The organism is Parvibaculum sp., from assembly GCF_030651915.1.
Lineage (GTDB): Bacteria > Pseudomonadota > Alphaproteobacteria > Parvibaculales > Parvibaculaceae > Parvibaculum.
In genome coordinates this window covers 1-22,691 of sequence record NZ_JAUSBV010000004.1, presented here as the reverse complement: position 1 = coordinate 22,691, position 22,691 = coordinate 1, and the positions used below count along the sequence as shown (strand labels likewise).

The 22,691-nt window shown below is 66.8% G+C and carries 25 protein-coding genes; 18 read left to right on the top strand and 7 right to left on the bottom strand.

The genetic code is table 11. The features are described 5' to 3' along the window. Positions 1-3 precede the first annotated feature (3 nt). Complete coding sequence (locus Q7V31_RS03940; RefSeq protein WP_304732536.1) at positions 4-1,239, bottom strand: acyl-CoA dehydrogenase family protein; 1,236 nt, start codon at positions 1,237-1,239, stop codon at positions 4-6. A 181-nt stretch (positions 1,240-1,420) separates the two neighbouring features. Between Q7V31_RS03940 and Q7V31_RS03935 the strand changes: the two genes are divergently transcribed. Continuing rightward, entirely contained in the window at positions 1,421-2,719 is a 1,299-nt protein-coding gene (locus Q7V31_RS03935; protein ID WP_304732535.1) for an MFS transporter, read from the top strand. Here Q7V31_RS03935 and Q7V31_RS03930 read toward each other — a convergent pair. From Q7V31_RS03930 to Q7V31_RS03920, 3 genes are read right to left on the bottom strand one after another with little or no spacing between them, the layout of a single operon-like run. Beyond that, positions 2,716-3,483: a type II CAAX prenyl endopeptidase Rce1 family protein gene (locus Q7V31_RS03930; protein WP_304732534.1), complete on the bottom strand. Its 768-nt coding sequence runs from the start codon at positions 3,481-3,483 to the stop codon at positions 2,716-2,718. The genes Q7V31_RS03935 and Q7V31_RS03930 overlap by 4 nt on opposite strands. A gap of 34 nt (positions 3,484-3,517) precedes the next feature. Further along, a complete protein-coding gene (locus Q7V31_RS03925; protein WP_304732533.1) occupies positions 3,518-3,745 on the bottom strand; it encodes a hypothetical protein in 228 nt (75 codons plus the stop codon). A gap of 9 nt (positions 3,746-3,754) precedes the next feature. After that, positions 3,755-4,783 (bottom strand): alpha/beta fold hydrolase, encoded by a 1,029-nt coding sequence (locus Q7V31_RS03920; RefSeq protein WP_304732532.1) that lies wholly within the window; start codon positions 4,781-4,783, stop codon positions 3,755-3,757. Positions 4,784-5,048: 265 nt separating this feature from the next. Between Q7V31_RS03920 and ykgO the strand changes: the two genes are divergently transcribed. From ykgO to Q7V31_RS03895, 5 genes are all read left to right on the top strand, one after another. Beyond that, complete coding sequence (gene ykgO / locus Q7V31_RS03915) at positions 5,049-5,174, top strand: type B 50S ribosomal protein L36 (protein WP_293507940.1); 126 nt, start codon at positions 5,049-5,051, stop codon at positions 5,172-5,174. A gap of 77 nt (positions 5,175-5,251) precedes the next feature. Then, positions 5,252-5,869, top strand: coding sequence for an HAD family phosphatase (locus Q7V31_RS03910; protein ID WP_304732531.1), 618 nt, complete (start codon positions 5,252-5,254; stop codon positions 5,867-5,869). A gap of 76 nt (positions 5,870-5,945) precedes the next feature. Further along, complete coding sequence (locus Q7V31_RS03905) at positions 5,946-7,001, top strand: trans-acting enoyl reductase family protein (protein ID WP_304732530.1); 1,056 nt, start codon at positions 5,946-5,948, stop codon at positions 6,999-7,001. A gap of 10 nt (positions 7,002-7,011) precedes the next feature. After that, positions 7,012-7,626 carry a tetratricopeptide repeat protein gene (locus tag Q7V31_RS03900; RefSeq protein WP_304732529.1) on the top strand — a complete coding sequence of 205 codons (615 nt, stop codon included), beginning with the start codon at positions 7,012-7,014 and terminating at the stop codon, positions 7,624-7,626. 2 nt (positions 7,627-7,628) lie between these two features. Further along, complete coding sequence (locus Q7V31_RS03895; protein ID WP_304732528.1) at positions 7,629-8,663, top strand: alpha/beta fold hydrolase; 1,035 nt, start codon at positions 7,629-7,631, stop codon at positions 8,661-8,663. On the opposite strand, the gene pyk is transcribed toward Q7V31_RS03895, so the two are convergent. Continuing rightward, a complete protein-coding gene (gene pyk / locus Q7V31_RS03890) occupies positions 8,648-10,078 on the bottom strand; it encodes a pyruvate kinase (protein WP_304732527.1) in 1,431 nt (476 codons plus the stop codon). The two genes, Q7V31_RS03895 and pyk, sit on opposite strands and share 16 nt — an antisense overlap. Then, positions 10,075-11,406: a glycerate kinase gene (locus tag Q7V31_RS03885; protein ID WP_304732526.1), complete on the bottom strand. Its 1,332-nt coding sequence runs from the start codon at positions 11,404-11,406 to the stop codon at positions 10,075-10,077. The genes pyk and Q7V31_RS03885 overlap by 4 nt, the downstream gene beginning before the upstream one ends. Positions 11,407-11,451: 45 nt before the next feature. On the opposite strand from Q7V31_RS03885, the gene Q7V31_RS03880 reads away from it, so the two are divergent. The 10 genes from Q7V31_RS03880 (at position 11,452) to pyrC (ending at position 20,356) form a co-directional block, all read left to right on the top strand. Then, the gene (locus Q7V31_RS03880) at positions 11,452-12,300 is read left to right on the top strand and encodes an N-formylglutamate amidohydrolase (protein ID WP_304732525.1); all 849 of its coding nucleotides are present in this window, start codon (positions 11,452-11,454) and stop codon (positions 12,298-12,300) included. Between the two features lie 20 nt (positions 12,301-12,320). Next, positions 12,321-12,623, top strand: a complete 303-nt coding sequence (locus Q7V31_RS03875; RefSeq protein ID WP_304732524.1) for a DUF1244 domain-containing protein — start codon at positions 12,321-12,323, stop codon at positions 12,621-12,623. Between the two features lie 114 nt (positions 12,624-12,737). Beyond that, positions 12,738-13,001: a DUF2312 domain-containing protein gene (locus tag Q7V31_RS03870; RefSeq protein WP_304732523.1), complete on the top strand. Its 264-nt coding sequence runs from the start codon at positions 12,738-12,740 to the stop codon at positions 12,999-13,001. A 127-nt stretch (positions 13,002-13,128) separates the two neighbouring features. Next, positions 13,129-14,958: an alpha/beta fold hydrolase gene (locus tag Q7V31_RS03865; RefSeq protein ID WP_304732522.1), complete on the top strand. Its 1,830-nt coding sequence runs from the start codon at positions 13,129-13,131 to the stop codon at positions 14,956-14,958. 411 nt (positions 14,959-15,369) lie between these two features. Next, positions 15,370-15,930 (top strand): TetR/AcrR family transcriptional regulator, encoded by a 561-nt coding sequence (locus tag Q7V31_RS03860; protein ID WP_304732521.1) that lies wholly within the window; start codon positions 15,370-15,372, stop codon positions 15,928-15,930. Positions 15,931-15,979: 49 nt separating this feature from the next. Continuing rightward, positions 15,980-16,615 (top strand): N-acetyltransferase, encoded by a 636-nt coding sequence (locus Q7V31_RS03855; RefSeq protein WP_304732520.1) that lies wholly within the window; start codon positions 15,980-15,982, stop codon positions 16,613-16,615. Positions 16,616-16,620: 5 nt separating this feature from the next. Then, the gene (locus Q7V31_RS03850) at positions 16,621-17,496 is read left to right on the top strand and encodes an ion transporter (protein ID WP_304732519.1); all 876 of its coding nucleotides are present in this window, start codon (positions 16,621-16,623) and stop codon (positions 17,494-17,496) included. Between the two features lie 76 nt (positions 17,497-17,572). After that, positions 17,573-18,883: a hypothetical protein gene (locus Q7V31_RS03845; RefSeq protein WP_304732518.1), complete on the top strand. Its 1,311-nt coding sequence runs from the start codon at positions 17,573-17,575 to the stop codon at positions 18,881-18,883. Next, the gene (locus Q7V31_RS03840; RefSeq protein ID WP_304732517.1) at positions 18,880-19,203 is read left to right on the top strand and encodes a helix-turn-helix transcriptional regulator; all 324 of its coding nucleotides are present in this window, start codon (positions 18,880-18,882) and stop codon (positions 19,201-19,203) included. The genes Q7V31_RS03845 and Q7V31_RS03840 overlap by 4 nt, the downstream gene beginning before the upstream one ends. Before the next feature lie 76 nt (positions 19,204-19,279). Beyond that, positions 19,280-20,356, top strand: coding sequence for a dihydroorotase (gene pyrC / locus Q7V31_RS03835; protein ID WP_304732516.1), 1,077 nt, complete (start codon positions 19,280-19,282; stop codon positions 20,354-20,356). A 265-nt stretch (positions 20,357-20,621) separates the two neighbouring features. Here pyrC and Q7V31_RS03830 read toward each other — a convergent pair whose 3' ends face one another. Then, complete coding sequence (locus tag Q7V31_RS03830) at positions 20,622-21,023, bottom strand: hypothetical protein (protein WP_304732515.1); 402 nt, start codon at positions 21,021-21,023, stop codon at positions 20,622-20,624. A gap of 78 nt (positions 21,024-21,101) precedes the next feature. Between Q7V31_RS03830 and Q7V31_RS03825 the strand changes: the two genes are divergently transcribed. Both Q7V31_RS03825 and Q7V31_RS03820 read left to right on the top strand, forming a co-directional pair. Next, positions 21,102-21,728, top strand: a complete 627-nt coding sequence (locus tag Q7V31_RS03825) for a TetR/AcrR family transcriptional regulator (RefSeq protein WP_304732514.1) — start codon at positions 21,102-21,104, stop codon at positions 21,726-21,728. Positions 21,729-22,109: 381 nt separating this feature from the next. Continuing rightward, positions 22,110-22,691, top strand: a 582-nt coding sequence (locus Q7V31_RS03820; protein ID WP_304732513.1) for a class I SAM-dependent DNA methyltransferase, incomplete at its 3' end; no start/stop codon positions are given.

The window sequence follows — 22,691 nt, the reverse complement described above, 5'->3', positions numbered from 1 at the left end:
CGGTCAGAGTCCCAGCACGGCCTTGGCCATGATGTTGCGCTGGATCTCGTTGGTGCCGGCATAGATCGAACCGGCGCGGTCGTTGAGATATTTCGGCATAACGGGCCATGAATAATCGGGGCCGACGGGCTGCTCGTTGCCTGTCGGCTTCGGCACGCCGGGCACCGGGCCGCCCGGCCGCGTCGCATGCGGCTGGAAGGGCAGGGCGTAGTGGGCAATCGCCTCCAGCGCCAGTTCGGTCAGGTGCTGGCCGAGCTCCGTGCCGCGCGTTTTCAGCAGCGACGATTCAGCGCCTGGCGCTTGCCCGTGGCTCAGCGCCGACATGATGCGGTGCTCGGTGAATTCAAGGGCCGTGATTTCGACCGCGGCGGCGGCGAGCTTCGCGGCGAAATCCGTATTGTCGATCAATCGGGCGCCGTCTCCACCGCGCTCCTGTTCGGCGATGTGTCGGATGCGGCCGTGGCGTGTGTAGAGGATCGGCGCATAGGCATGGCCGCCGCGCTCGAACTGCATCAGATATTTCGCCACCGTCCAGCCATCGCCGACCTTGCCGACGACATTCCTTTTCGGCACGCGCACATCGGTGAAGAAAATCTGGTTCTGGATGTGCTCACCCGACAGCATCACCAGCGGCTCGACCTTGATGCCGGGCGTGTCCATGTCGATCAGGATGAAGGTGATGCCGCGCTGGGGGATGTCTTCCTTCGAGGTGCGCACCAGATTGAAAATGCGGTTGGCGTAATTGGCATGCGTCGTCCAGATTTTCTGGCCGTTGCAGATGAAGTCGTCGCCGTCCTCGACCGCGCTCATCTGCAGGCTGGCAAGGTCGGAACCCGAGCCCGGTTCCGAATAGCCCTGACACCAGAAATCGGCGCCGTTGAGGATGCGCGGCAGGTAATGCGCCTTCTGTTCGGGCGTGCCGTAGCCGATCAGCACCGGGCCGCACATGCCGAGACCCATCGGCGACAGCGACGGCGCGCCGGCGGCCGACAGTTCGCTCGAAAAAATATAATGCTGCGTCACCGACCAGTCGCAGCCGCCATATTCGCCCGGCCAGGCCGGCGCCACCCATCCCTTTTCGTAGAGCGCCTTGTGCCAGGTCATGGTGGTTTCGTAATCGGCGTAGACGCTGGTCATCAGCTTGCCGGTTTCGCGCAGTTCCGGCGTCAGCTTGTCGTCCAGAAAGTGCCTGACCTCGTCCCTGAAGGCCGTATCCTTCGCGCTCAGTCCCAGTTCCATTCCGTTTCTCCCCGCGTTCCTCAATGCCTGTTGCGCAAAGTAGGCGCCGGGCGGCGCAGGCCTGTCAAATTCTTCGGCCAAAATTTGGGGGCGGGCATTGGCGGCGGCGCGGGTTTGACGTAAAGGAAGGGCCGCGCGCCCGGCGCCCCGGTGGCGCGTGTTTCTCCGGAAGGCCCTCCCGATGTCCGATGACGGCATGCCGACCCCCGCCGACCGCAAGACGACGCCGAAAGAGCGCCAGCGCGCTTTCGCCATTCTCTTTGTCTGCCTGTTGTCGGTCGGCATGGGGCAGACGCTGGTGTTTGCGGTGTTGCCGCCGATCGCCGCCGATCTCGGCATGAGCGAGTTCGAGACGACGATGATCTTCTCGCTGTCGGCGTTCTTGTGGATCCTCACCAGCACCTTCTGGGGCAAGCGCAGCGATTTCATGGGCCGCAAGCCCGTCATCCTGATCGGTGTGTTCGGTTTCGCGATTTCGACGTCGCTTGTCGGCGTCGTGTTACTGGCCGGCTACTGGATGTGGATTTCGATGGCGCTGATGTTTCCGCTGGTCATGGGGGCGCGGGCGATTTTCGGTATTTTCGGCTCGGGCGCGATGCCGGCGTCGCAGGCTTATGTGGCCGACCGCACGACACGGGCCGAGCGCGCCGGCTCGATCGCCCAGATCGGCGCGGCCTTCGGTCTCGGCACGGTGGTCGGGCCGGGCGTCGCGGCGGCCTTTGCCGAAATCCACATTCTGGCGCCTTTCTTCGCCGTCGGGGCGCTTGCCTTCATCAGCGGCATCGCGATCTGGATCCTGCTGCCCGAGCGCACGGCGCCGAAAAAGATGCTGGGCGAGAAGCAGGAAAAGCGCGCCGAACTCAAATGGTCGGCGCCGAATGTCCGGCCCTGGCTGGTCACCGGCGTTGTGCTCAGCCTCATGCAGTCGATCATGATGCAGCTTTTCGCCTTCTACCTGATGGCCGAGCTCGACATGAAGGGATCGGCGGCGACGCAGCTCGTGTCAGTTGGCATGATGGCGATGGCCATGGCGACGCTGGTGGCGCAACTCGGCCTCATTCAGCGCTTCAACCTCTCGGTACCGTTCCTGCTGCGCTGGGGGGCGGTGACGATGATCCTCTCCTTCGGCATGCTGGTGTTCGGCGGTTCTTACGGCGTGCTGGTCTCGGCGCTGGCGCTGGCGGGGCTCGGTTTCGGCTTCCTGCGCGCCGGGCTTTCGGCTGGCGCCTCGCTTTCCGTTTCGCTGAAGGATCAGGGCGCGGTGGCCGGCCTTATCGGTTCAACGGCGGCGACCGGCCACATCCTCAATCCGGCCATCGGCATTCCGCTTTTCTATATGCTGCATTCGGCACCGTTCATGCTCGGCATGGCGCTTTCGGTGCTGGTGCTGCTGTTCGCGATCTTCCACCCGATCCTGAAAAGCTTGCGCGAAACCGATGACGGCTTCGATGAGGAAGACGAGGAAATCGGGCTGCACTAACGCTGACGAAAGCGGAAGCGGCCGAGCGTTTGCGGACCCCAAAGCCAGAGGATGGCGACGACAGCGATGCCGAGAATGACGAAGGTCGAGACGGGGTCGTAGTGCGATCCGTAGACCGGGTAGAGGAAGAAGGCGACGTTGCACATGGCGTGAAAAAGCGCGGCGATGAAAACGCTGCGGCCGCCATTGACATAGAGCCAGACCGTCACGATCCGCAGCAATATCGTGACGCCGCAATGCCAGACGACCCATTCGGTGCTGCGCCCGGTCTGGAAGAACGGAATGATGTGCCAGACCATCCAGACCGTGCCGATAACGAGCGCGACCTTGAGGGCGCTTCCCTTCATGCGGTCATAGGCATAACCCTGCCAGCCGATTTCCTCACCGAGTCCGGCGACGAAGAACATCGCGAAAAAAATCGGGATCACCAGAAGCTCGATGCGGGGCGCGGGAAGTTCGACGCCCATCGACGTCTGGACGGCATAGCCGATTGCGAGTGTCGCCGGCATGAAGAGGACCGCGGGCAGATACCAGACTTTGTTGGTGGTCCGGCGCCAGTCGAAAGAGCGGGCGAAGAGGCGCTTTGCCGCGCTCGCGCCGCCCTCGCGCCAGACGAATATCAAGGCCAGCGCCGCCGGCAGGAAGGCCATCAAGGCGCTGACGGGCAGGGCGATCGGCAGATGCGGCGCGGTGTCGATGAAGTGACCGGCGATCCAGAGCGGCACCGTCAGCAGGATCACGAGCGCGAAATAACGGTAAACCAATCGAGCACCTTTGCGTGTGCCGGCCGGTCCGCGGTCAGAAAGGCCGCCGCCCGCCGCCGGTTTCGGCCCCCATCAGCGTCAACAGATGCACAATCATCACGACAGCGACGAGCAGCGCGATGAAAATCAGCGGTGTGGTTGGAAACAGGCGCAGCCGGCCAGGTTCGACCGGTCTTTTCTCAAGCCAGACAAGCCCGCCCGCGCCGGCAAGACTCAATGCCAGCACGATCAGCGTCACGGTGAGCGAAAGTCCCTGTCCCATCGGCGTATCTTACGCGAATGCGCCCTCGGCGCGCCATTGGGCCATCAGTGCGGCCACAGCCGCGGCGAAGGCGTGCGGCTGGTCGAGCATGATGTGATGCTGGGCGCCGGGGATGGTGAAGACGGGCTTCTCCGGCGCAAGGCGGCGCAGGAAGTCGAGGCTTGCGGGCTCGTAGTCCTTGCTTTCGATGCCGAACATGGTGGCGCCGCGGCAGGCGAGGTTGGCATAGATGTCGGCGTGGTCGCTGCCCATGCGCAGACCATCGAAGATCGAATGGTCGAATTTCCAGGTCCAGCCCGTCTCCTCGAAGGTGCGCTTGCCGCGGGTTTCGCCTTCCGTCACTTCGCGCAGGCTCAATGCCCCGATGTAGTCGAGGATGAAGCCGTTGGCGCAGGGTTGCAGCGGGGCGAGGCGGAAGCGCGCCTTCGCGGTTTCGAGGTCGGGGTAGATGCGGGTCGGCTTGCGTTCGGGGCCGTCGAGGAACCATTCGCGGACTTCCTCGGGCGGCCGCACCGTGAAGTCGCAAAGGATCAACCCGCCGAGCCTGTCGCCATAGTGTTTGGCCGCGATCAGCGAAACGAAGCCGCCGAAGGAATGGCCGACAATGACGGGCTTGGGTCCGAGGCCGGCGGCGAGCGCCACCTCGCCGATCTCGCGGGCGAAGCTGTCGCGCGAATAGGCAAGGCGCCAGTCGCTGTCGCCCATGCCGCCGAGATCCATCGAGGCGACGTTGTAGTGCTCGGCGAGCAGCGGTGCGATGAAGGCAAACCAGTATGCGTGAGCGCCGTTGCCATGGACGAACAACAGGCCCGGCCGCGTCGGATCGTCATTTCCCCAGCGCAGATAATGGATGTCGGCGCCGTCCACCGTCAGGCGGCGGCTTTCGGGCGCATGGGCCAGCGCCGCGCGGAACCATTGCGGGCGGTGGCGGATCACGTCCTCGTCGGGGATCGTGCGCGCGGCCGGTTCCTTCAGATAGTCGGCTTTTTCCGCCGAATTTCCGCTTTGGGTGCCGCTTTGGGGCTTGTCATACGCCATGAAACTGTCCGTCAAACTCGGGATTCCGGGCCAAAAGTGACGCCAGCGCCATGTTTCGACCCGGGCATGGTCTAGCCCGATTTGGGCAAGGTGAAAAGGCGGCTGAAAAGAGAGCCGGAAAGGGGCGGTTTGGCGAGGTCTCGCCGGTTGACAGGCCGGGTTCCGCCGCTTAGGTTCCGCGCCAACTTAAGGGCATTTTCCGGCATCGGGCCGGAGGCGGGGCGGCGATCGTTGCCCGCCGCAGAGCCCGGTCCGAGGTAGAACCATGAAAGTCCGCAATTCCCTGAGGTCGCTCCGTGGCCGGCACCGCGACAATCGTCTGGTGCGCCGCAAGGGCCGCGTCTACATCATCAACAAGACCAACCGCCGCTTCAAGGCGCGCCAGGGCTGAGTTCGGCTCATGCGCTTCGGCGATGAAATCCAAAGGCCGCGCTTCATCAGCGCGGCCTTTTTCGTTGAGGCGCGCCGGTGATCCGGATCGACACCGTCGTATTCGATATCGGCAATGTGCTGATCCGCTGGGATCCCCGCCATCTCTACCGTTCGGTCTTCACCGACGAGGCGGAGATGGAGCATTTCCTGGCCCATGTCTGCACGATGGCGTGGCATGTCGAGCATGACCGGGGGGTGTCGTTTGCCGAGAACGCGGCGCGGCTGAAGGCGGTTCACCCCGATCAGGCGGCGCTGATCGATCTCTGGGGGGCGCGTTACCCCGAGATGACGCCGGCCCGCGTACCGGGCACGGAGACGCTGCTGCGCGGGCTGAAAGCGGCCGGCCACGCCGTTCACGGGCTCACCAACATGCCCTCGGACTTCTTGCCGGTGCTTGCGGGGGTTTACCCGGAGCTTGAATTGCTGGAGGAAATGGTCGTATCCGGCGACGAAGGCGTCATCAAACCCGACCCGCGGATCTACGAGATCCTGATCGCCCGCACCGGGCTCGATCCGGCGCGGACGCTCTTTATCGACGATTCACAGGCGAATGTGGCGACGGCGGCGGCGCTCGGCTTTGCCGTGCATCGCTTTGTGCATGCCGAGGGCCTGGGTGACGAATTGCGGCAGCTGGGCCTTCTTTCTCCGCCATGATCCCGTCTGCCGGGTTTCGGGACCGGGTGGCGCGCTATAGTGTAAGAGTGGACACGGCCAAGCGGAGGCAGGCGGCATGAGCGACCGGTTTATGATCTACGGCGCCACGGGCTATACGGGCAAGCTCGTCGCGCGGACGGCCAAGGCGCTGGGCATGAAGCCGCTGCTGGCGGGACGCAACGAAGCGCGCTTGAAATCGATCGCCGCGCAACACGGTTTCGAATACCAGGCCATCGCCCTCGACGATGAGGCGACGCTCGATGCGGGGCTGGCGCAGGTCGACGTGGTGCTCCACATTGCCGGACCCTTTTCGCAGACCTCGCGACCGATGGTCGATGCCTGCATGCGCACCGGCACGCATTATCTCGACATTACCGGCGAGATCGACGTCTTCGAGGCATGTGCCGCGCGCGATGCCGAAGCGAAAGACGCCAAAATCATGCTGATGCCGGGCGTCGGCTTCGATGTGGTGCCGAGCGACTGTCTGGCCGCCCACATGAAGCGGCGGATGCCTGATGCGACCGAACTCACGCTCGGCATTTCGGGACTCGGCCAGATGTCGCATGGCACGGCGAAAACCGGCGTCGAGAGCATCGGCAAGGGAACGCGCGTGCGACGCGAGAGCCACATCATCGCCTTGCGCAAACCGCCGCGCCGCGAAATCGATTTCGGCGGCGGCGCGAAGACCGCCGTTGCGATCGGCTGGGGCGACGTCGCCACGGCCTGGCATTCTACGCATATTCCCGACATCACCGTTTATTTCGAAAGCAACCCGCAACTCGAGCAGATGGCCAACATGGGCGGCCTCATGCGCTGGATCATGAGCCTCGGGCCGGCGCAGCGCGCCTTGAAAAAGCGCATCGAGAAAATGCCCGAAGGGCCGACCGACGCGCAGCGTCAGGAGGGCTGGTCGGTGCTCTATGGCGAAGCGATCAATGCGTCCGGCGAAAAGGCGGTGTCACGCCTGAGAACGCCGGAGGGCTACTCGCTGACCGCCATGACCGGCCTCGAAATCGTGCGCCGGGTGCTGGCGGGGGAGGCGATACCTGGCTACCAGACGCCGTCGTCGCTTTTCGGGGCTGACTTCATCACCGAGTTCGACGGCTGCGTCCGGACCGATATCAACAGTTGAGACCGGCGCCATGAGGCTTTGTCCGCTTGCCGCTCTGCTCGCCGCCGCGCTTCTCGCGGCAACCGGCGCGCGCGCCGAAACGGAGATGCGGAACTATGACCTTCCGGACGCCGATGGCGAAAGCGCCGACGCGCCGGACAGCCGCGAGGCAGCGCTCGATTTGCTCTTTGAGCGGCTGGCATCGGCGAAAAGCGAGGTTGAGAGCCGCGCCTTCGAGGAGGCGATCCGCGATATCTGGCTCGATTCTGGAAGTCCCGGCATCGATCTCCTGATGGCGCGCGGTTTCGATGCGCTGCGCGAAGAAGACTACGATCGTGCCTATTTCTATTTTGACGAGGTGGTGACCCTGGCGCCGGCTTTCGCCGAAGGCTGGGACAAGCGCGCGGCCGTGCACTACATCCGCGAGGATTATGCCGAGGCGTTGCGCGACATCGAGCAGGTGCTGCGCCTGGAGCCGCGCCACTACCAGGCGATGGCCGGTCTCGGCGTCATTCTGGAAGAACTCGGCGACAAGAAGGGCGCGCTTGAAGCCTTTCGCCGCGCCCTGGCGCTCAATCCATGGTTGACGAACATCACCGAGCGCATCGGCCCGCTCGAGATCGAGGTCGAAGGGCGCGGCATCTGACGATGGTTCTTTTTCTTCTTCTTGCGTCGTTTCTTGCCGGTCTCGCGCTCTGGTCGGCTGTCGCCGCTGCGCGTGCCGCGCGTGCCTTTCCGCCACTGGGGGATTTTGTCGAACTCGACGATGCCTTCGGGCCGGCGCGGCTTCACTATGTCGATCGGGGCACGGCGTGGACGGGCGTCGCGCCCGTCGTTCTCATTCACGGCGCCAGCGGCAATCTGCGCGACATGACCGCAAGCCTGATGCCGGCGCTCGAACGCCACACGCGCGTCATCGCCGTCGACAGGCCCGGACATGGCTGGAGCGCGCGCGGGTCGCATCCGGAGATGTCCGATCCCGTAACGCAGGCACATGCCATTCGTGCGGCCCTGCGTCGGCTCGGTGTCGAACGGCCGGTCGTGCTCGGCCACAGCTGGGGGGCGTCGGTTGCGGCGGCCTGGGCGCTCGAATTTCCGGATGAGATTTCAGGCCTCTTGCTGCTTTCGGGCGCGCTCTATCCCTGGCCCGGCGATATCGCCTGGTATCACCGCATCGTCGGCACGCCGCTTGCCGGGACTGTTTTCATCCGTACCATGACGGTTCCGGGCGGCGTGCTGCTGGGGCCGGCCGGCGTCAAGGGCAATTTTCATCCCGACCCGGCGCCGGAAAACTATGCCGAGACGATCGGCCTGCCGCTGCTGTTCCGGCCGTCGCATTTCCGCGCCAACAGCGCCGACACGTCGGGGCTGAAGGCGCGGCTGGCCGCCCAGAGCCGCCGCTACGGCGCGATTGCCGTTCCCGCCATCGTCGTCACCGGCAATGCCGACTACACGGTGTCGCCGAAAATCCATTCCTATGCGTTTCATGGCGCGGTCAAGGGCTCGGAGCTCATCAAGCTCAAGGGTACCGGCCACATGCCGCATCATGCGCGGCGCGAGATCGTGGTGGATGCGGTGCTGCGACTGGCGCGGGGCGAGGCGCCCTTCGACGGCATGGTGACGATTCACGATGATGGTCGCGTGGAGCGGGAAGCGCGCGTGAGCCTTCAATCGCCGCGCTGACGGCCGACATAGGAAACGCGCAGCATGTTGGTTGCCCCCGGCGTGCCGAGCGGCACGCCCGCGGTCACCACAATGCGCTGGCCCGGTTGCGCGAAGCCCTCGCTGAAGGCGATGCGGCCGGCGCGATCCGACAGATCTTCGAGGTCGCGCGCATCCTCGGTGACCACGCAATGCAGGCCCCAAACCAGCGCCAGCCGGCGCGCCGTCGCGGTGACCGGCGTCAGCACGATGATCGGCAGCAGCGGCCGTTCGCGCGCGGCGCGCAGGCCCGTCGAGCCCGAATTGGTCCAGCAGACGATGGCGGCGGCCTTCAGCGTGTCGGCAACCGAATGGGCGGCGGCACTGATTGCGTCGGCGCCGGTCGCTTCGGGCTCATTGCGCTGGGCATAGATGATGCCGGGATAGGTCGGGTCGGCCTCCACCGATTGCGCGACGCGGTTCATCATGCGCACCGACTCGACCGGATATTGGCCGGCCGCCGATTCCGCCGACAGCATGATCGCATCGGCGCCTTCGAAGACGGCGGTGGCGACGTCGGAAACCTCGGCGCGGGTCGGCACCGGTGCGGAAATCATCGATTCCAGCATCTGCGTTGCGACGACCACGGGCTTGCCGGCGCGGCGCGCGGCGCGGATCAGCCGCTTCTGCCAGCCCGGCACCTGTTCGAGCGGCAATTCGACGCCTAGATCGCCGCGCGCCACCATGATCGCATCGGCGATGTCGATGATCTCGTTCAGGTGCTCCAGCGCCTGCGGCTTTTCGATTTTCGCCAGCACGGCGGCGCGGCCACGCGCGATCTTGCGGGCCTCGGCCACGTCGTCGGCGCGCTGGACGAAGGAGAGCGCCACCCAGTCGACGCCGAGATCGAGCGCGGCGTCGAAATCGCGGCGGTCCTTTTCGGTCATCGCTTTCACCGGCAGCAGCGTGTCCGGCAGGCTGATGCCCTTGCGGCTGGTCAGCGTGCCGCCCACCAGAACCTCGGTGTCGGCGAAATCGTCGCCGCGGGCGACGACGCGCAGCCGGATGCGGCCGTCATCGAGCAGCAGCATCTGTCCTTCGGCAAGCGCCGCGAAAATTTCGGGATGCGGCAGCGGTGCGCGCGTCCGGGTGCCGGGTACGGTCTCCATGTCGAGACGGAAGCGGTCGCCCGGCTTCAGCACCGCGCCGCCGCCCGTCATTTCGGCGATTCTGAGCTTCGGTCCCTGCAGGTCAACCAGAATGCCGATCGGCCGGCCGATATCGGCCTCGACTTCGCGCACCGCCGCATGGACGCGGCGCAGGCCCGGATGGTCGAGATGGCTCATATTGAGGCGGAACACGTCGGCGCCCGCGTCGGAGAGCGCGCGGATCATTTCCGGCGTGTCGGAAGCCGGGCCGAGCGTGGCGATGATTTTGACGTTGCGGCGGCGAATCAAGACGGGCTTTCCTCTTCGGGCGGGGCATTGTCGACCAGTATGACCCGGAAGTCGTTGACATTCGTGTAACTCGGCCCGGTGACCAGCAGATCGCCAAGGGCGGCAAAGCAGGTGCCGCTGTCGTGCCGTTCCAGCGCGGTCAGCAGGTCGAGGCCGGCGGCTTCGGCGCGCCTGATCGCGTCGGGCAGGACGAAGGCGCCGGCCGGATCGTCGTCCGCGCCCGAGCCGCCGTCGATGCCGTCGGTATCGCCCGCCAGTGCGGCGACGCCCGGCGTGCCCTTCAGCGCCAGCATCAGCGCCAACGCATATTCCTGGTTCGGTCCGCCTTTTCCGCGCACCGCCCCCTCGCCGAAGGTGACGCCCGCCTCGCCGCCCGAAATGATGGCGAGGCGGCGGCCTTCGCCTTGCGCCATGCGGACGAGACCGGCGTGCTCGCGCGCGAGAAGGCGCGCCTCGCCTTCGATGTCGTCGCCGAGCACCAGCGTCTCGTAGCCTTCGCTGCGGGCGAGCTTTGCGGCGGCGATCAGCGATTCCGAACCGCTTGCCACCCGCTTGTAGGTTGCATGGAGGAAAAATTCGGCGCCCGGCTTCGGCGTTTCGGGTGCCGCTTCGATGGCGGCGCGGATATGCGGGTCAAGATCGGCGCCGAGCCCGTCGAGGATCGCCAGCGCGCGTTCCTTGCTTGTGGTGTCGGGCACGGTCGGACCGGAAGCAATGGTCGAGGGGTCGTCGCCGGCCACGTCCGAGATCGCCAGCGTCACCGAGCGGGCGGGGTGCATCGCCTCCGCGAGCCGGCCGCCCTTGATGCGCGAGATGTGCTTGCGCAGGCAATTTATGTCGGCGATCGGCAGCCCGGAGGCGAGCAGCGCGCGGGTGAGCTTTTTCTCGTCGGCGAGCTTGATGCCCGGAATCGGCAGCGCCGTCAGCGCCGAGCCGCCGCCCGACAGCAGCACCAGGGCCAGGTCGTGGGGCCCGAGCCACTCGGCCATGCGCATCAGGCGAATGCTGGCCGCGGCGCCTGCCACGTCGGGCACGGGGTGGGCCGCCTCCACCACCTCGACATGGCGAGTCGGCCGGGCATGACCGTAGCGCGTCAGCGCCATGCCCTCGATATGCGTGCCCGGCCAGTGGCGGTCGTAGTGATCTTCCGCTACGGCTGCCATGGCGGCGGCCGCCTTGCCGATGGCAAAGATGACGAGGCGGCCCTCGCCGGCTTCGGGCGGGTCCGGCAGGTGCGGCGGCAGGCAGTGGATCGGCAACGCGGCCGCAACGGCCGTGTCGTAGAAGCGGCGCAGCCGGGCTCGGGTTTCGTCATGGGCGCGCGTCATGGCCGGACCGTTCTCCCCTCTCCCCGCCTCCGGTATAGTGCGCCGATGGATGATTTTCCACCAGCCGCCCGGCCGGATGCCGCCGCGTTTTGTCCCTGTGAGCTTGTCGCGGCCGGGGGCGACCCTGCCTTTCTGGTGATCTGCGACCACGCGGCCAACGCGCTGCCGCCGGGTTATGGCACGCTCGGCCTGCCCGATACGGAATTCGCGCGTCACATTGCATACGACATCGGCGCGGCCGGTGTTGCCCGGGCGCTGGCGCGGGCGCTTGGCGCCCCGGCGGTGTTGGCGCGCTTTTCGCGGCTTCTCGTCGATCTCAATCGCGGGGAAGACGATCCGACCATCGTGATGAAACTGTCGGACGGCGCGGTCGTGCCGGCCAATCGCGATGTCGATGCGAGCCGTGGCGCCGAAGAATTCGGGCGTCGCATCGCGATGTTTCATGCGCCCTATCACGCGGCCGTCGCCGCGGCGCTCGACCGCGCGCTGGCGGCGGGCGTCGTGCCGGTCGTCATTTCGGTTCACAGTTTCACGCCCGCCTGGCGCGGCCGCGCGCGGCCCTGGCATAGCGGCATTCTCTGGGACCGCGACGATCGTCTCGCCGCACCGCTGATTGCGGGCTTGCGCGCCGAGCCCGGCCTCGTCGTCGGCGACAACGAACCCTACACAGGCCGCCTCAAGAACGACTGCCTCTACCGGCACGGCACGGCGCGCGGGCTTCCGCATGCGCTGATCGAAATCCGGCAGGACCTGATCGAAAGCGAAGCGGGCCAGATCGAATGGGCGGAACGCTATGCGCAACTGCTGCGCGCTATTGCAGCCGGGCCGGGCATTCGCGAAATCCGTCATTTCGGCTCGCATAGCGGCGCTGTCGCGCCTATATCGGTCGGATGACACCGGTGCGGGAGACCATCATGGACGAGGCGACCAGAACCGAACTCGAAGCCGCGGCCTTTCGCCGGCTGCGCGATCATCTGATGGCGCGCACGGATGTGCAGAATATCGACCTGATGATCCTTGCCGGCTTCTGCCGCAACTGTCTGGCCGACTGGTATCGCGAGGCGGCCGAGACCAAAGGCCAGTCATTGTCGAAGGACGCGGCGCGCGAAATCATCTATGGCGAGCCCTTCGCGCAATGGAAAGCCAGACATCAGCCCGAAGCGACGCCCGAACAGCTCGCCGCCTTCGAGGCCGCGCAGAAAAAATCGCATGGGTAGCGGCCGGTCGCGCCGACTATCCACAGCTTTCTTGGGCCGCGATATTGCCCACGGACGCGCGCGCAGATAGGGTCGCGGCCTTCAATTTATCGTTACCGAACGGAGCGGCGCATCATGGCGGACGGCAATACACCGGCGAGCAGCAACGGCATCGCGCGGGATCAGCTGCGCTCCATCGTCGAGCGCATCGAGCGCCTCGAAGAAGAAAAGGCCGCGCTCGCCAACGACATCAAGGAAGTCTATGCCGAGGCCAAGGGCAATGGTTTCGACACCAAGACGCTGCGCCAGGTCGTGCGCATCCGCAAGCAGGACAAGGCCGAGCGGCAGGAGCAGGAAGCCATCCTCGATCTTTATCTCAGCGCGCTGGGTATGGTCTGACGCCGCTGGCGGCCGGGCTTAAGGGCTTCGACTAGTTATCGATTCCGGTTCCCCCCCGGTCGACGAACCGGCCTAGACTGGCCGCTGCCGCAATCATGGTGCATTCGGCAGTCCGTCAGGGTGGCGTGTGGCTGAGTCCGGGTCGGGGATCGACAATCTTTCGCGCGACGGCAATCCGCTTCCGGCAACGGAAGACGGCGCCGCGCGTCCGGAAATTCGCCGTCCTGACCTCGCCCGTCCCGACCTCGCCATGGCGCTCGACGCCATCTATGCCTATGCGACCGATCCCGAAAACTGGGAAGAGATGACGAGCCTGCTCGCCCATCTCGATGCAGATGAGGAGGACGGCGCGCTCGGCATCGTCATCGAGGGCGTGCGGCAACATCTGGCGCGCGCCGAGATGCTGGCGCAACGTCTTCACGATACGCCGGCCGCCGGCGAACCGGCGCCGAGCTATTGCCATATGGTCGTCGGCCGCGATTTGCGCATCCTCGACATTTCGGATGCCGCGGCGGCGATTCTTGCGCCTTATTGCGGCAAGCTCGACGCGGGCGGCCGGCTTACCTTCACTGTTGCCGAAAACGCGGCGCGCTTCCGGGCGCTTGCCGCCGAGATCGGGAAAGCGGGCGCGCGCGAAGGACCGGCGCTGCTCCGGCTCGTTGCGGAAACGGGCGAGGAAGCGGTTTTCGGCTATGTCGTCGCCGAGACGCAGGTGCCCGACGCGCTGCGCCGCCGGCTTGGACTTGCCGCGCCGGCGCGCAAGGGCGCGCTGGTTTTCGTCGCGCCCGACCGCGAGGCGGCGGCGGACGAGGCGCGCATGTATCGCGAAACCTTCGGCCTCACGCCCGCCGAAGCGCGTCTGGCGGCGCGGCTGAAGGACGGCTTGTCGCTGAAGGAAGCGGCCGTCGAACTCAACATCGCGGTCAACACGGCGCGCAACCAGATCAAGGGCGTGTTCGAGAAGCTCGGCGTCAACCGCCAGAGCGATTTGATCCGCCATCTGACGGAATTGTCGCAGCTCGCGGCCTTCATCCAGGTCGACCAGCCGGGGCCGGCCCTGGAGGCCCTGCCGGCCGGGTCGGGGCTGGCCGCCGTGCCGCGGCGTTTCGTGACGCTCGGCGACGGGCGGCGCCTCTGCTACCGCGAATATGGCGATCCGGCGGGCCCCGCCATCCTGATGCTCCGAAGCGCGCTGGCAAGCTCGCTGGTCCGGCCGCAGGAAATGGAAGTCGCGGCGGCGCGCCGCGTCAGGCTGGTCGTCGTCGAGCGGCCGGGCTGCGGATTGTCGACGCCCGATCCGGCGCTCACCCATGAGAGTTTCGCGCGCGACATCGAGGCGTTCACCGCCGCCATCGGTATGGACAGCTTCGTCCTCACCGCCAATTCGTCTGGTGTGCCGCTGGCGCTTGCTGCCGCGGCGCGGCTCGGGCCCCGCGTTCGCCGCATCATGCTGACGACGGCGCGCTTCGAACCGCCGCTGCCGCGCAAGGGCCGGCCCGGCATGGTCAATTACTTCTTCAGCAATCTGCGCCGCCACCCCTGGCTGCTCGACTCGACGCTGTTCATCCTGCGCACCAAAATGTCGCGGCCGTTGATGCGCTCGCTAGTGTTTCATTTCTTCGAGAAGTCGCCGGTCGATTTCGTGCTGCTGGAACGCGATCCCGGCCTCGTCACATCGCTGATCGACCAGACGATGGAGTCGGTCGGCCAGACGGTCGCCGGTTTCCTTCACGAAGCGCAACTGATGCTGCGTGCGGCGCGGCCCGATTTTCCGGGCATCGCGGCGCCGGTTATTCTCTGGCACGGCGAGGCCGACGGCATCATTCCGCTGGAGGAGATGCAGGCGCAACTTGCCCGCATCGATCTCGTGCCGGCCGAAATCCGTACCTTCCCCGGTGTCGGCCATCTCTTCCTCGAGCATGTGCGCGAAGAATTCTACGACGCCCTGCTCAATTAACGCCGTCGCCCCCTTTCCGGGTCCATTTGCCTTTAGTCCATTTGCGCTATTCAGGCGGCCGCCGCCGCCCGCTAGGACTCCGCCCTGGGGCGATCCGGTCGGGACATGGGGTGCCGGGCCGACGCCCCTTCCGGAGGGAAATCCAATGAAATTCCCAACCGCGGGCGCCGTCGCGGCGACCCGGGCCGACGGGTACGGCCAGGTGCGGACCGGCATCGACCAGGGCAAGGGCTGCTGAATTTCATGGCAGCCCCAGGCGTCAACCCGGACGCACACCCCTGGGCGGCCATGAAGGCCGGGGGAACCCGCAAGGGTTCCCCCGCGCCGTGGCCCCGCGCTTTCCGGATAATTGCGGCCATCTAGACCATTCGCTATAGACTGTCGCGGAGGAAGCGGCAGCAGGACGAGGCGATGGGCGCGGCGGCACGGCACAGGGAAAAGCTGATCGGCAGCGCCATAACGCTGTTCCGGCAGAAGGGTTATGCGGCCACCGGCCTCAACGAGATCCTGGCCTTTAGCGGCGCTCCCAAGGGCTCGCTCTACCACTATTTCCCCAGGGGCAAGGAGGAGCTCGGCGCCGAGGCCGTCCGGCAGGCCGGCGCGGTTGTGAGTGCGACGCTTGCCCAGCTCCGCGACAGCACGACGAGCGCGCCGCAATTCATCGAGGCCTATTGCACGATGCTTGGCGGCTGGGTCGAGAAATCGGGCTATCGCGAGGGCTGCCCGATCGCCACCACGCTGCTCGAGACGGTACCGCAATCGGAACGGATCGGTGCGGCCGGCCGCGCCGCCTTTGCCGAATGGACCGCAATCATCGCCTCGGTGCATCAGCGCGACGGCATGGCGCCCGAAGCGGCACGGGCGCGGGCCGGGCTCGATCTCGCCGCCATCGAGGGCGCGCTGCTGCTGATGCGCGTGCAGCAATCGACGGCGCCGCTACAGAATGTCGCCCGCGCGCTTTCGGCGCTTTGAGCCTGCCGCTTTGTGCTAGCGTCGCCCCGCAAAAAAGGCGGAGGCGAAGATGACGGTCATGAATGCGGCGACGGTGACACTGGCGGAAGCCGAGCCCGCCGAGGAAGAGACGGCGGCGCGGCTGATCTACGACACCGGTTCCTACGTCTTCGACTGTCTTTACGATCGCGATTTCGACGCCTTCCTTCGCATCACCTCGGCGCTCTGGCTGCAGCAGGGCGGGGCCTTTTCGCATGTCCATGCCAGGGCGGCGCTGCATGACGGGCATCTCGCCGGCATCGCGCTCGGTTTCCCGCAGGCACTCTACGAACAGGAATTCGGCACCGGCATGATGGCGATGGCCGAAATGGGCTCGCCCGAACTGCTGGCGCATCTCCCTTCCGTCGCCGGCCACATCCCCTGGCTCTTTCCCGAAGTGCCGGACGATGCCTGGTATCTGCTGTTTCTTTCCGCCCACCCGGACGCGCGCGGCCGCGGCATCGGCGAATTGCTGCTCAACGATTGTTTCGAACGGGCGCGCCAGGCCGGCTGCGCCGCGCTGCATCTCGATGTCGCCAGCGTCAACCCGGCGGTGCGCTTCTACGAGCGCATGGGGCTTGAGCGGATTGCCGAAACCAGCGTCCCCAAAATTGCCGCCTCCCACGGTGTGCCGCCGCATATCCGCATGGTCAAGCATCTGGTGTGAACCCCATGACGACGATCGAACCCGAAGCGGCGACCTTCCGCGCCCGCGTCGCGGCGCTAACCGAGCGCCCGCTCTTCCAGCATTTCGTCACCGCCGTCATCCTCGTCAATGCGGTGACGCTCGGCCTTGAAACCTCGGCGAGTGCGATGGCGGCGGCCGGGCCCGTCCTGATCGCGCTCGACCGCATCGCGCTTTCGATCTTCGTCGTCGAGCTGGCGCTGAAGCTCTTTGCCAGCCGCGCGCGCTTCTTCCGCGACGGCTGGAACATTTTCGACTTCATCATTGTCGGCATCGCGCTGGTGCCGGCGGCCGGCCCGTTCTCGGTCTTGCGGGCGCTGCGCATCCTGCGCGTCTTGCGCCTGCTGTCGGTGGTGCCGTCGCTCCGCAAGGTTATCGCCTCGCTGATCGGGGCGCTGCCCGGCATGGGCTCGATCATCGCGGTGCTGTTCCTGGTCTTCTATGTCGGCGCCGTGCTGGCGACCAAGCTTTTCGGCCAGAGCTTCCCCGACTGGTTCGGCACCATCGGCGGCTCGATGTATTCGCTGTTCCAGATCATGACGCTCGAAAGCTGGTCGATGGGCATCGTCCGCCCGGTGATGGAAATCTATCCTTACGCCTGGATCTTCTTCGTCCCCTTCATCGTGATGACCAGCTTCATGGTGCTCAACCTCTTCATCGCCATCATCGTCAATTCGATGCAGGCGCTGCACGAGGAGGAACACACCCGCGCCCAGGACGAACGCGACCGCCTCGCCCGCGCCGAACGCGCCGCGATCGAAAAGCGCGCCCATGCCGAGCGCGAGGCGACGCTTGAGGGCGTGCACGCCCTGCGCCGGGAACTGGCCGAACTGCGCGCGCATCTCGAAACGCGGCCGCGCTGAGAGGGCCCCTTGCCGCCCGCCGGGCCCGGCCCTATATAACGGTAATTCTGGTTATTTCGTCAGAAGGCGCGCCCCCATGACCCAACCTGGCATGACCCGACCTGCGGATTTCCCGCTCGCCAGCCTCAACGAGAGCTGTTTCTGCCTGCCGCTGGCGCGCCCGGCGCTGGAGGCCGCTGCCGCTGCGCGTCTGGGGCCGGCGGCGGCCGAAGCTGCCGGCGCCGCGCTTGAGGATCTGTCGGCCGGCCAGCCGCTCTTCCTGCCGGCCGCGCTGAGGCGCGATCTCTTTGCGCGGGCAGGCGCGGTAGGCGCGGCGCTGCTGGCGCTGGCGCGGGCACGCGCCGCTTCCGATCGCCATCCTTTCGACGGCGCGGCGCTGCTGGCCGCCGGCACCTTCAACAGTTTCGATTTTCATCTGGCCGAAGACGGGCCGAAGCTGATCGAGGTCAACACCAATGCCGGCGGCGCCTTTCTGCAGCCGCTCTTTCTCGAGGCGCTCGCCTTGCCCGGCCTCGCGCCGCCCGGCCCGCCCGCTTTCGCGCCCGAGCAACTGCTGATCGACGCCTTTGCCCAGCTGGCGCCCGGCCGCGCGCTTCGCCGCCTCGCCATTGTCGATATCGCGCCCGCGGCGCAACCGCTCCATCTCGACATGCGCCTTGCCGCCGCCGCGCTCGCGGCGCGCGGCATCGCCGTCGACATTCTCGATCTCGGCGCGCTCCGCCGCGACGCCGGCCGGCTGACAGGTCCCAACGGCCCGATCGACATGGTCTATAACCGGCTGGTCGATTTCGATCTCGCGGCGCCCGAAAGCCGCGTGTTGCGCGACGCCTGGACGGCGGGCGCGGCCGTGGTCGCGCCCAACCCTGATGTCTATCGCGCCTTTGCCGACAAGCATCTGCTGGTGGCGCTGAGCGACCCGGCAACCGTCGCGGCGCTGGCCGCCGAAGCGGGCGTCGATCCGGCCCTCATTCTCGCCACCGTTCCGCATACGGAGCGTATCGGCCCCGCCAATGCCGAACGCCTGTGGGCGGCGCGCGCGCTTTATGTCTTCAAGCCGGCGACCGGCTATGGCTCGCGCGGCGTCTATCGCGGCGACAAGATCAGCCGCCGGAAGTGGGACGAAATTCAGGGCGAGGCCTATCTGGCGCAGCGTTTCGCCGCGCCCTCGCAGCGCATGCTGAAGCTTGCCGCCGGCCCCGCCGCGCACAAGGCCGATATCCGCGTCTGGACGCATGGGGTGACGCCGGTCTTCGCCGCGGCGCGGCTTTATGGCGGCCAGGTCACCGGCTTTCGCGGGGAAGGTGCGGGCTTTGCGCCGATCCTCTGGCTCGAAAGCGCCTCGGCCGAAACCGGCTGCGCCGAAGCCGGCTGCGGGGTCGCGCCATGAGCCCGCGCCTGGCCGCAAAACCCGCCACCGAAGCGGCGCTGGCGCAGACCGCGCGCCGCCTCGAGGCGCTGGGCCAGCCGGTCCGGCTCGGCGTCTATCGCGCGCTGGTGCGCGCCGGGCCGCAAGGCCGCTCGGTCGGCGCGCTGCAGGAGATGCTGGCCATTCCGCGCTCGACGCTCTCCTTCCATCTCCGGCGCCTGATCGAGACCGGCCTCGTCATCCAGGAACGCCGCGGCACCACGCTGATCTGCCGCGCCGATTGCGCCACCATGGACGCCACGCTCGGCTTCCTCGCGCGCGAATGTTGCGCCGACGCCTGATCCCCCGCGGCGGCGAATTTCTGTATCATGCAGGCCGGACGGAACCGCGCGCGTTCCGGCGGACCCTGGAGGAATAATGTCGGCAGGTGAGAAGGAGCGGGCGGCGCCCGGCACAAGGCTGAGCTTGCGCCGGCCCGACGACTGGCATGTGCATCTGCGCGACGGCGCCATGCTGCAGGCGGTCGCCGGCCACACCGCCCGGCAATTCGCCCGGGCGATCGTGATGCCCAATCTCGCCCCGCCGGTCGTCAGCGTCGCCGCGGCGCGCGACTATCGCACCCGCATCGTCGCGGCGGCCGGGCCCGGCTTCACGCCGCTGATGACGGCCTATCTGACCGACGACACGGCGCCTTCCGAAATCGAACGCGGCCACGCCGAGGGCGTCTTCACCGCCGCCAAGCTCTATCCGGCCCATGCCACCACCAATGCCGCCCATGGCGTGCGCGACGTGGCGGGCCTTGCGCCGGTCTTCGAGGCGATGCAGCGCATCGGCATGCCGCTCTTGATCCATGGCGAGGTGACCGACCATGATGTCGACATTTTCGACCGCGAAGCCGTCTTCATCGAGCGCGTGCTGACGAAGATCGTCGCGCAATTCCCCGGCCTCAAGATCGTCTTCGAGCACATCACCACCGAAGAGGCGGTGGCTTTCGTCGCGGCGGCCGGCCCCGGCCTGGCGGCGACGATCACGCCGCATCACCTGATGATCAACCGCAATGCGATGTTCGAAGGCGGCATCCGGCCGCATCTTTATTGCCTGCCGGTCGCCAAGCGCGAGCGCCACCGGCTGGCGCTGCGCCGCGCCGCCGTGTCCGGCAGTCCGAAATTCTTCCTCGGCACCGACTCGGCGCCGCACGCCATCGGCGACAAGGAATCGGCCTGCGGCTGCGCCGGCATCTTCAACGCGCCGGTGGCGCTCGAAGCCTATGCGACCGTGTTCGAGGAAGAAGCCGCGCTCGACCGGCTCGAAGCTTTCGCCAGCGAACACGGCCCGGCTTTTTACGGCCTGCCGCTCAACAGCGGAAGCGTCCTGCTCGAACGCGCCGGCCTCGACGTGCCGGCCGAAATCGCCGCCGGCGACGCGCGGATCAAACCCTTCCTCGCCGGCCAGACCTTGCGCTGGCGCTATCTCGGCGCCGCCGACGACGCCTGAGGCGCGCCCGCGATTTCCGGCCGGCGCATCGCCCGGACGGCCCCCTCACCCTTCCCAACACAGCGTTGCTGTGTCGGCGGGCGTTCGAGGACGAAAAGGTCCACTGGACCTTTTCTTGTGTCCTCTCACCCCTCTCCCCGTCGGGGAGAGGGATTGAAGTGGCGACTTTTCTTTCCCTCTCCCCAGCGGGGAGAGGGAGGGAGCGGGCGTCAGCCCGCGGAAGGGTGAGGGGCCCGTCCAGGCGATGCGCGGCGCCGCACCCGCCTCAACCCGTCCGCGCCCGGCGGTCGAGCGCGACGGCGGCGGCAAACAGCGCCATCGCCATGAGCGGAATGACGACGCCGAAGGGCAGGCCGGCCAGCGCCAGCTCGGTGCCGCCCTCATAGGTCACGGCGCCGTCATAGACCGGCCCCAGCCCATGCGCGAGGACGACGCTCGCCATCACCCAGCCGCCGATGATGGCCGCGAGGCCGATCTGCCCGCGCGCCCACACCAGCCAGAGGCAGAGCAGGGCAAGCCCCGTATTGGTCAGCAATTGCCAGACATTGTGGAAACGCGCGTGTTGCGGCCAGTCCGGGTTGAAGACATGCGTGGGGTTGACCTCGAGCAGCGGGATCAGCAGGCCGAAGACCATCAGGCCGATCGTGGTGAGTATTCGGGCGGTCATGCGGGGCGTCCCTTCCCTCGTTGGCGAATGGCCGTATATTGACGGCGTCAATTTAGGGGCAATATGGACAGTGTCAACATGAAAAAGCCGAAACCGGCCCCCGCCTATCATCACGGCAATCTGCGCGCCGGGCTCATCGAGGCGGCGCTGGCGCTGCTCGACGAGGCCGGCGTCGAGGCCGTCACCATCCGCGCCGTGGCGCGCCGCGCCGGCGTCACCCATGCCGCGCCCGCCAATCATTTCCGCGACCGCAAGGCGCTGTTGACGGCGCTGGCCACCGGCATTTTCGCAAAGCTTGCCGGCCGCATCGCGGCGAAGCTTGCCGCGGCCCGGGGCGGCCGCGCGGCGCGCCTCCAGGTCTTTGCCGATGCGGTGACGGGCTTTGCGCTCGCCCATCCGCATCGCTACCGCCTGCTCTGGCGGCGCGACAGCCTCGACGACGGCGACGCCGGGCTGCAACAGGCGATGGACGCGATCTATGACCGCCTGGTCGCCGAATTGTCCGAGGACGGAGCGTCCAGCGTCTCGGCCGACAGCCGCGCCGTCGCGCTCTGGTCGATGGTGCATGGCTATGTCGCGTTGCGCCTCGACGGCAATTTCGTCGCCCTGCGCGACGCCCGCACCCGCGCGCCCCGCCAGGCGGCCATCGTCACGGCGCTGATCGAGGGCATCGGCGGGGAGGCGAAGGCGAAGCGCAAACGCTAGAGGGGGCGGCTCTTCTTCCCTCTCCCCATCGGGGAGAGGGAAGGGGCCCAACACAGCAACGCTGTGTTGGGAAGGGTGAGGGGGCCGTCCGGGCGATGCATCGCGCCGCGCTTTGCCACCCGCCAACCCACATCCGTCATGGCCCGATTTATTCGGGCCATCCACGCCTTCCTTCTTTCCACCCGCCCCTGGGGGCGGGTCGAAATTCGCATGGCGAATTTCGGGGCGGGGGTCTTTCTTCCTTCTTTCCCGTCAATCCCGCCCCCGGCGTTGCACCCGCGCTGATATTGGGCAAACTGCGGTCAGGGCAGGGAGCGGGCAGGCGCGTCGGAACGGCGCAAACGCGCCCGTTTCGACCGGAAGATAACGAGGCGAGGCTGAATGGCGAAAACACCGAAAAAGCAGGCAAAGCCGCCCCGCGCCAAGGGCAATGGCGGCGATCTCGGCTTCGAGGCGGAGCTCTTCAAGGCCGCCGACAAGCTGCGCGGCAACATGGAGCCGTCGGACTACAAGCATGTCGCGCTGGGCCTGATCTTCCTGAAGCACATCTCCGACAGTTTCGAGGCGAAGCGCGCCGAACTGCTGGCGGACTATCCGGAAGGCGCCGAAGACCCCGACGAATACGCCGCCGACAACATCTTCTGGGTGCCGAAGGAGGCGCGCTGGTCGCATCTGCAGGCAAGCGCGAAACAGCCCGGCATCGGCAAGCTGATCGACGAGGCGATGATCGCCATCGAAAAGCGCAATGAAAGCCTGAAGGGCGTGCTGCCGAAGGAATATGCGCGCCCCGCGCTCAACGCCGTCATGCTGGGCGAACTGATTGATCTCATTTCCGGTATTACGCTGGGTCAGGAAAAGGGCCAGTCGCGCGACGTGCTCGGCCGCGTCTATGAATATTTCCTCGGCCAGTTCGCGGGCTCGGAAGGCAAGCGCGGCGGCGAGTTCTACACGCCGCGCTCCGTC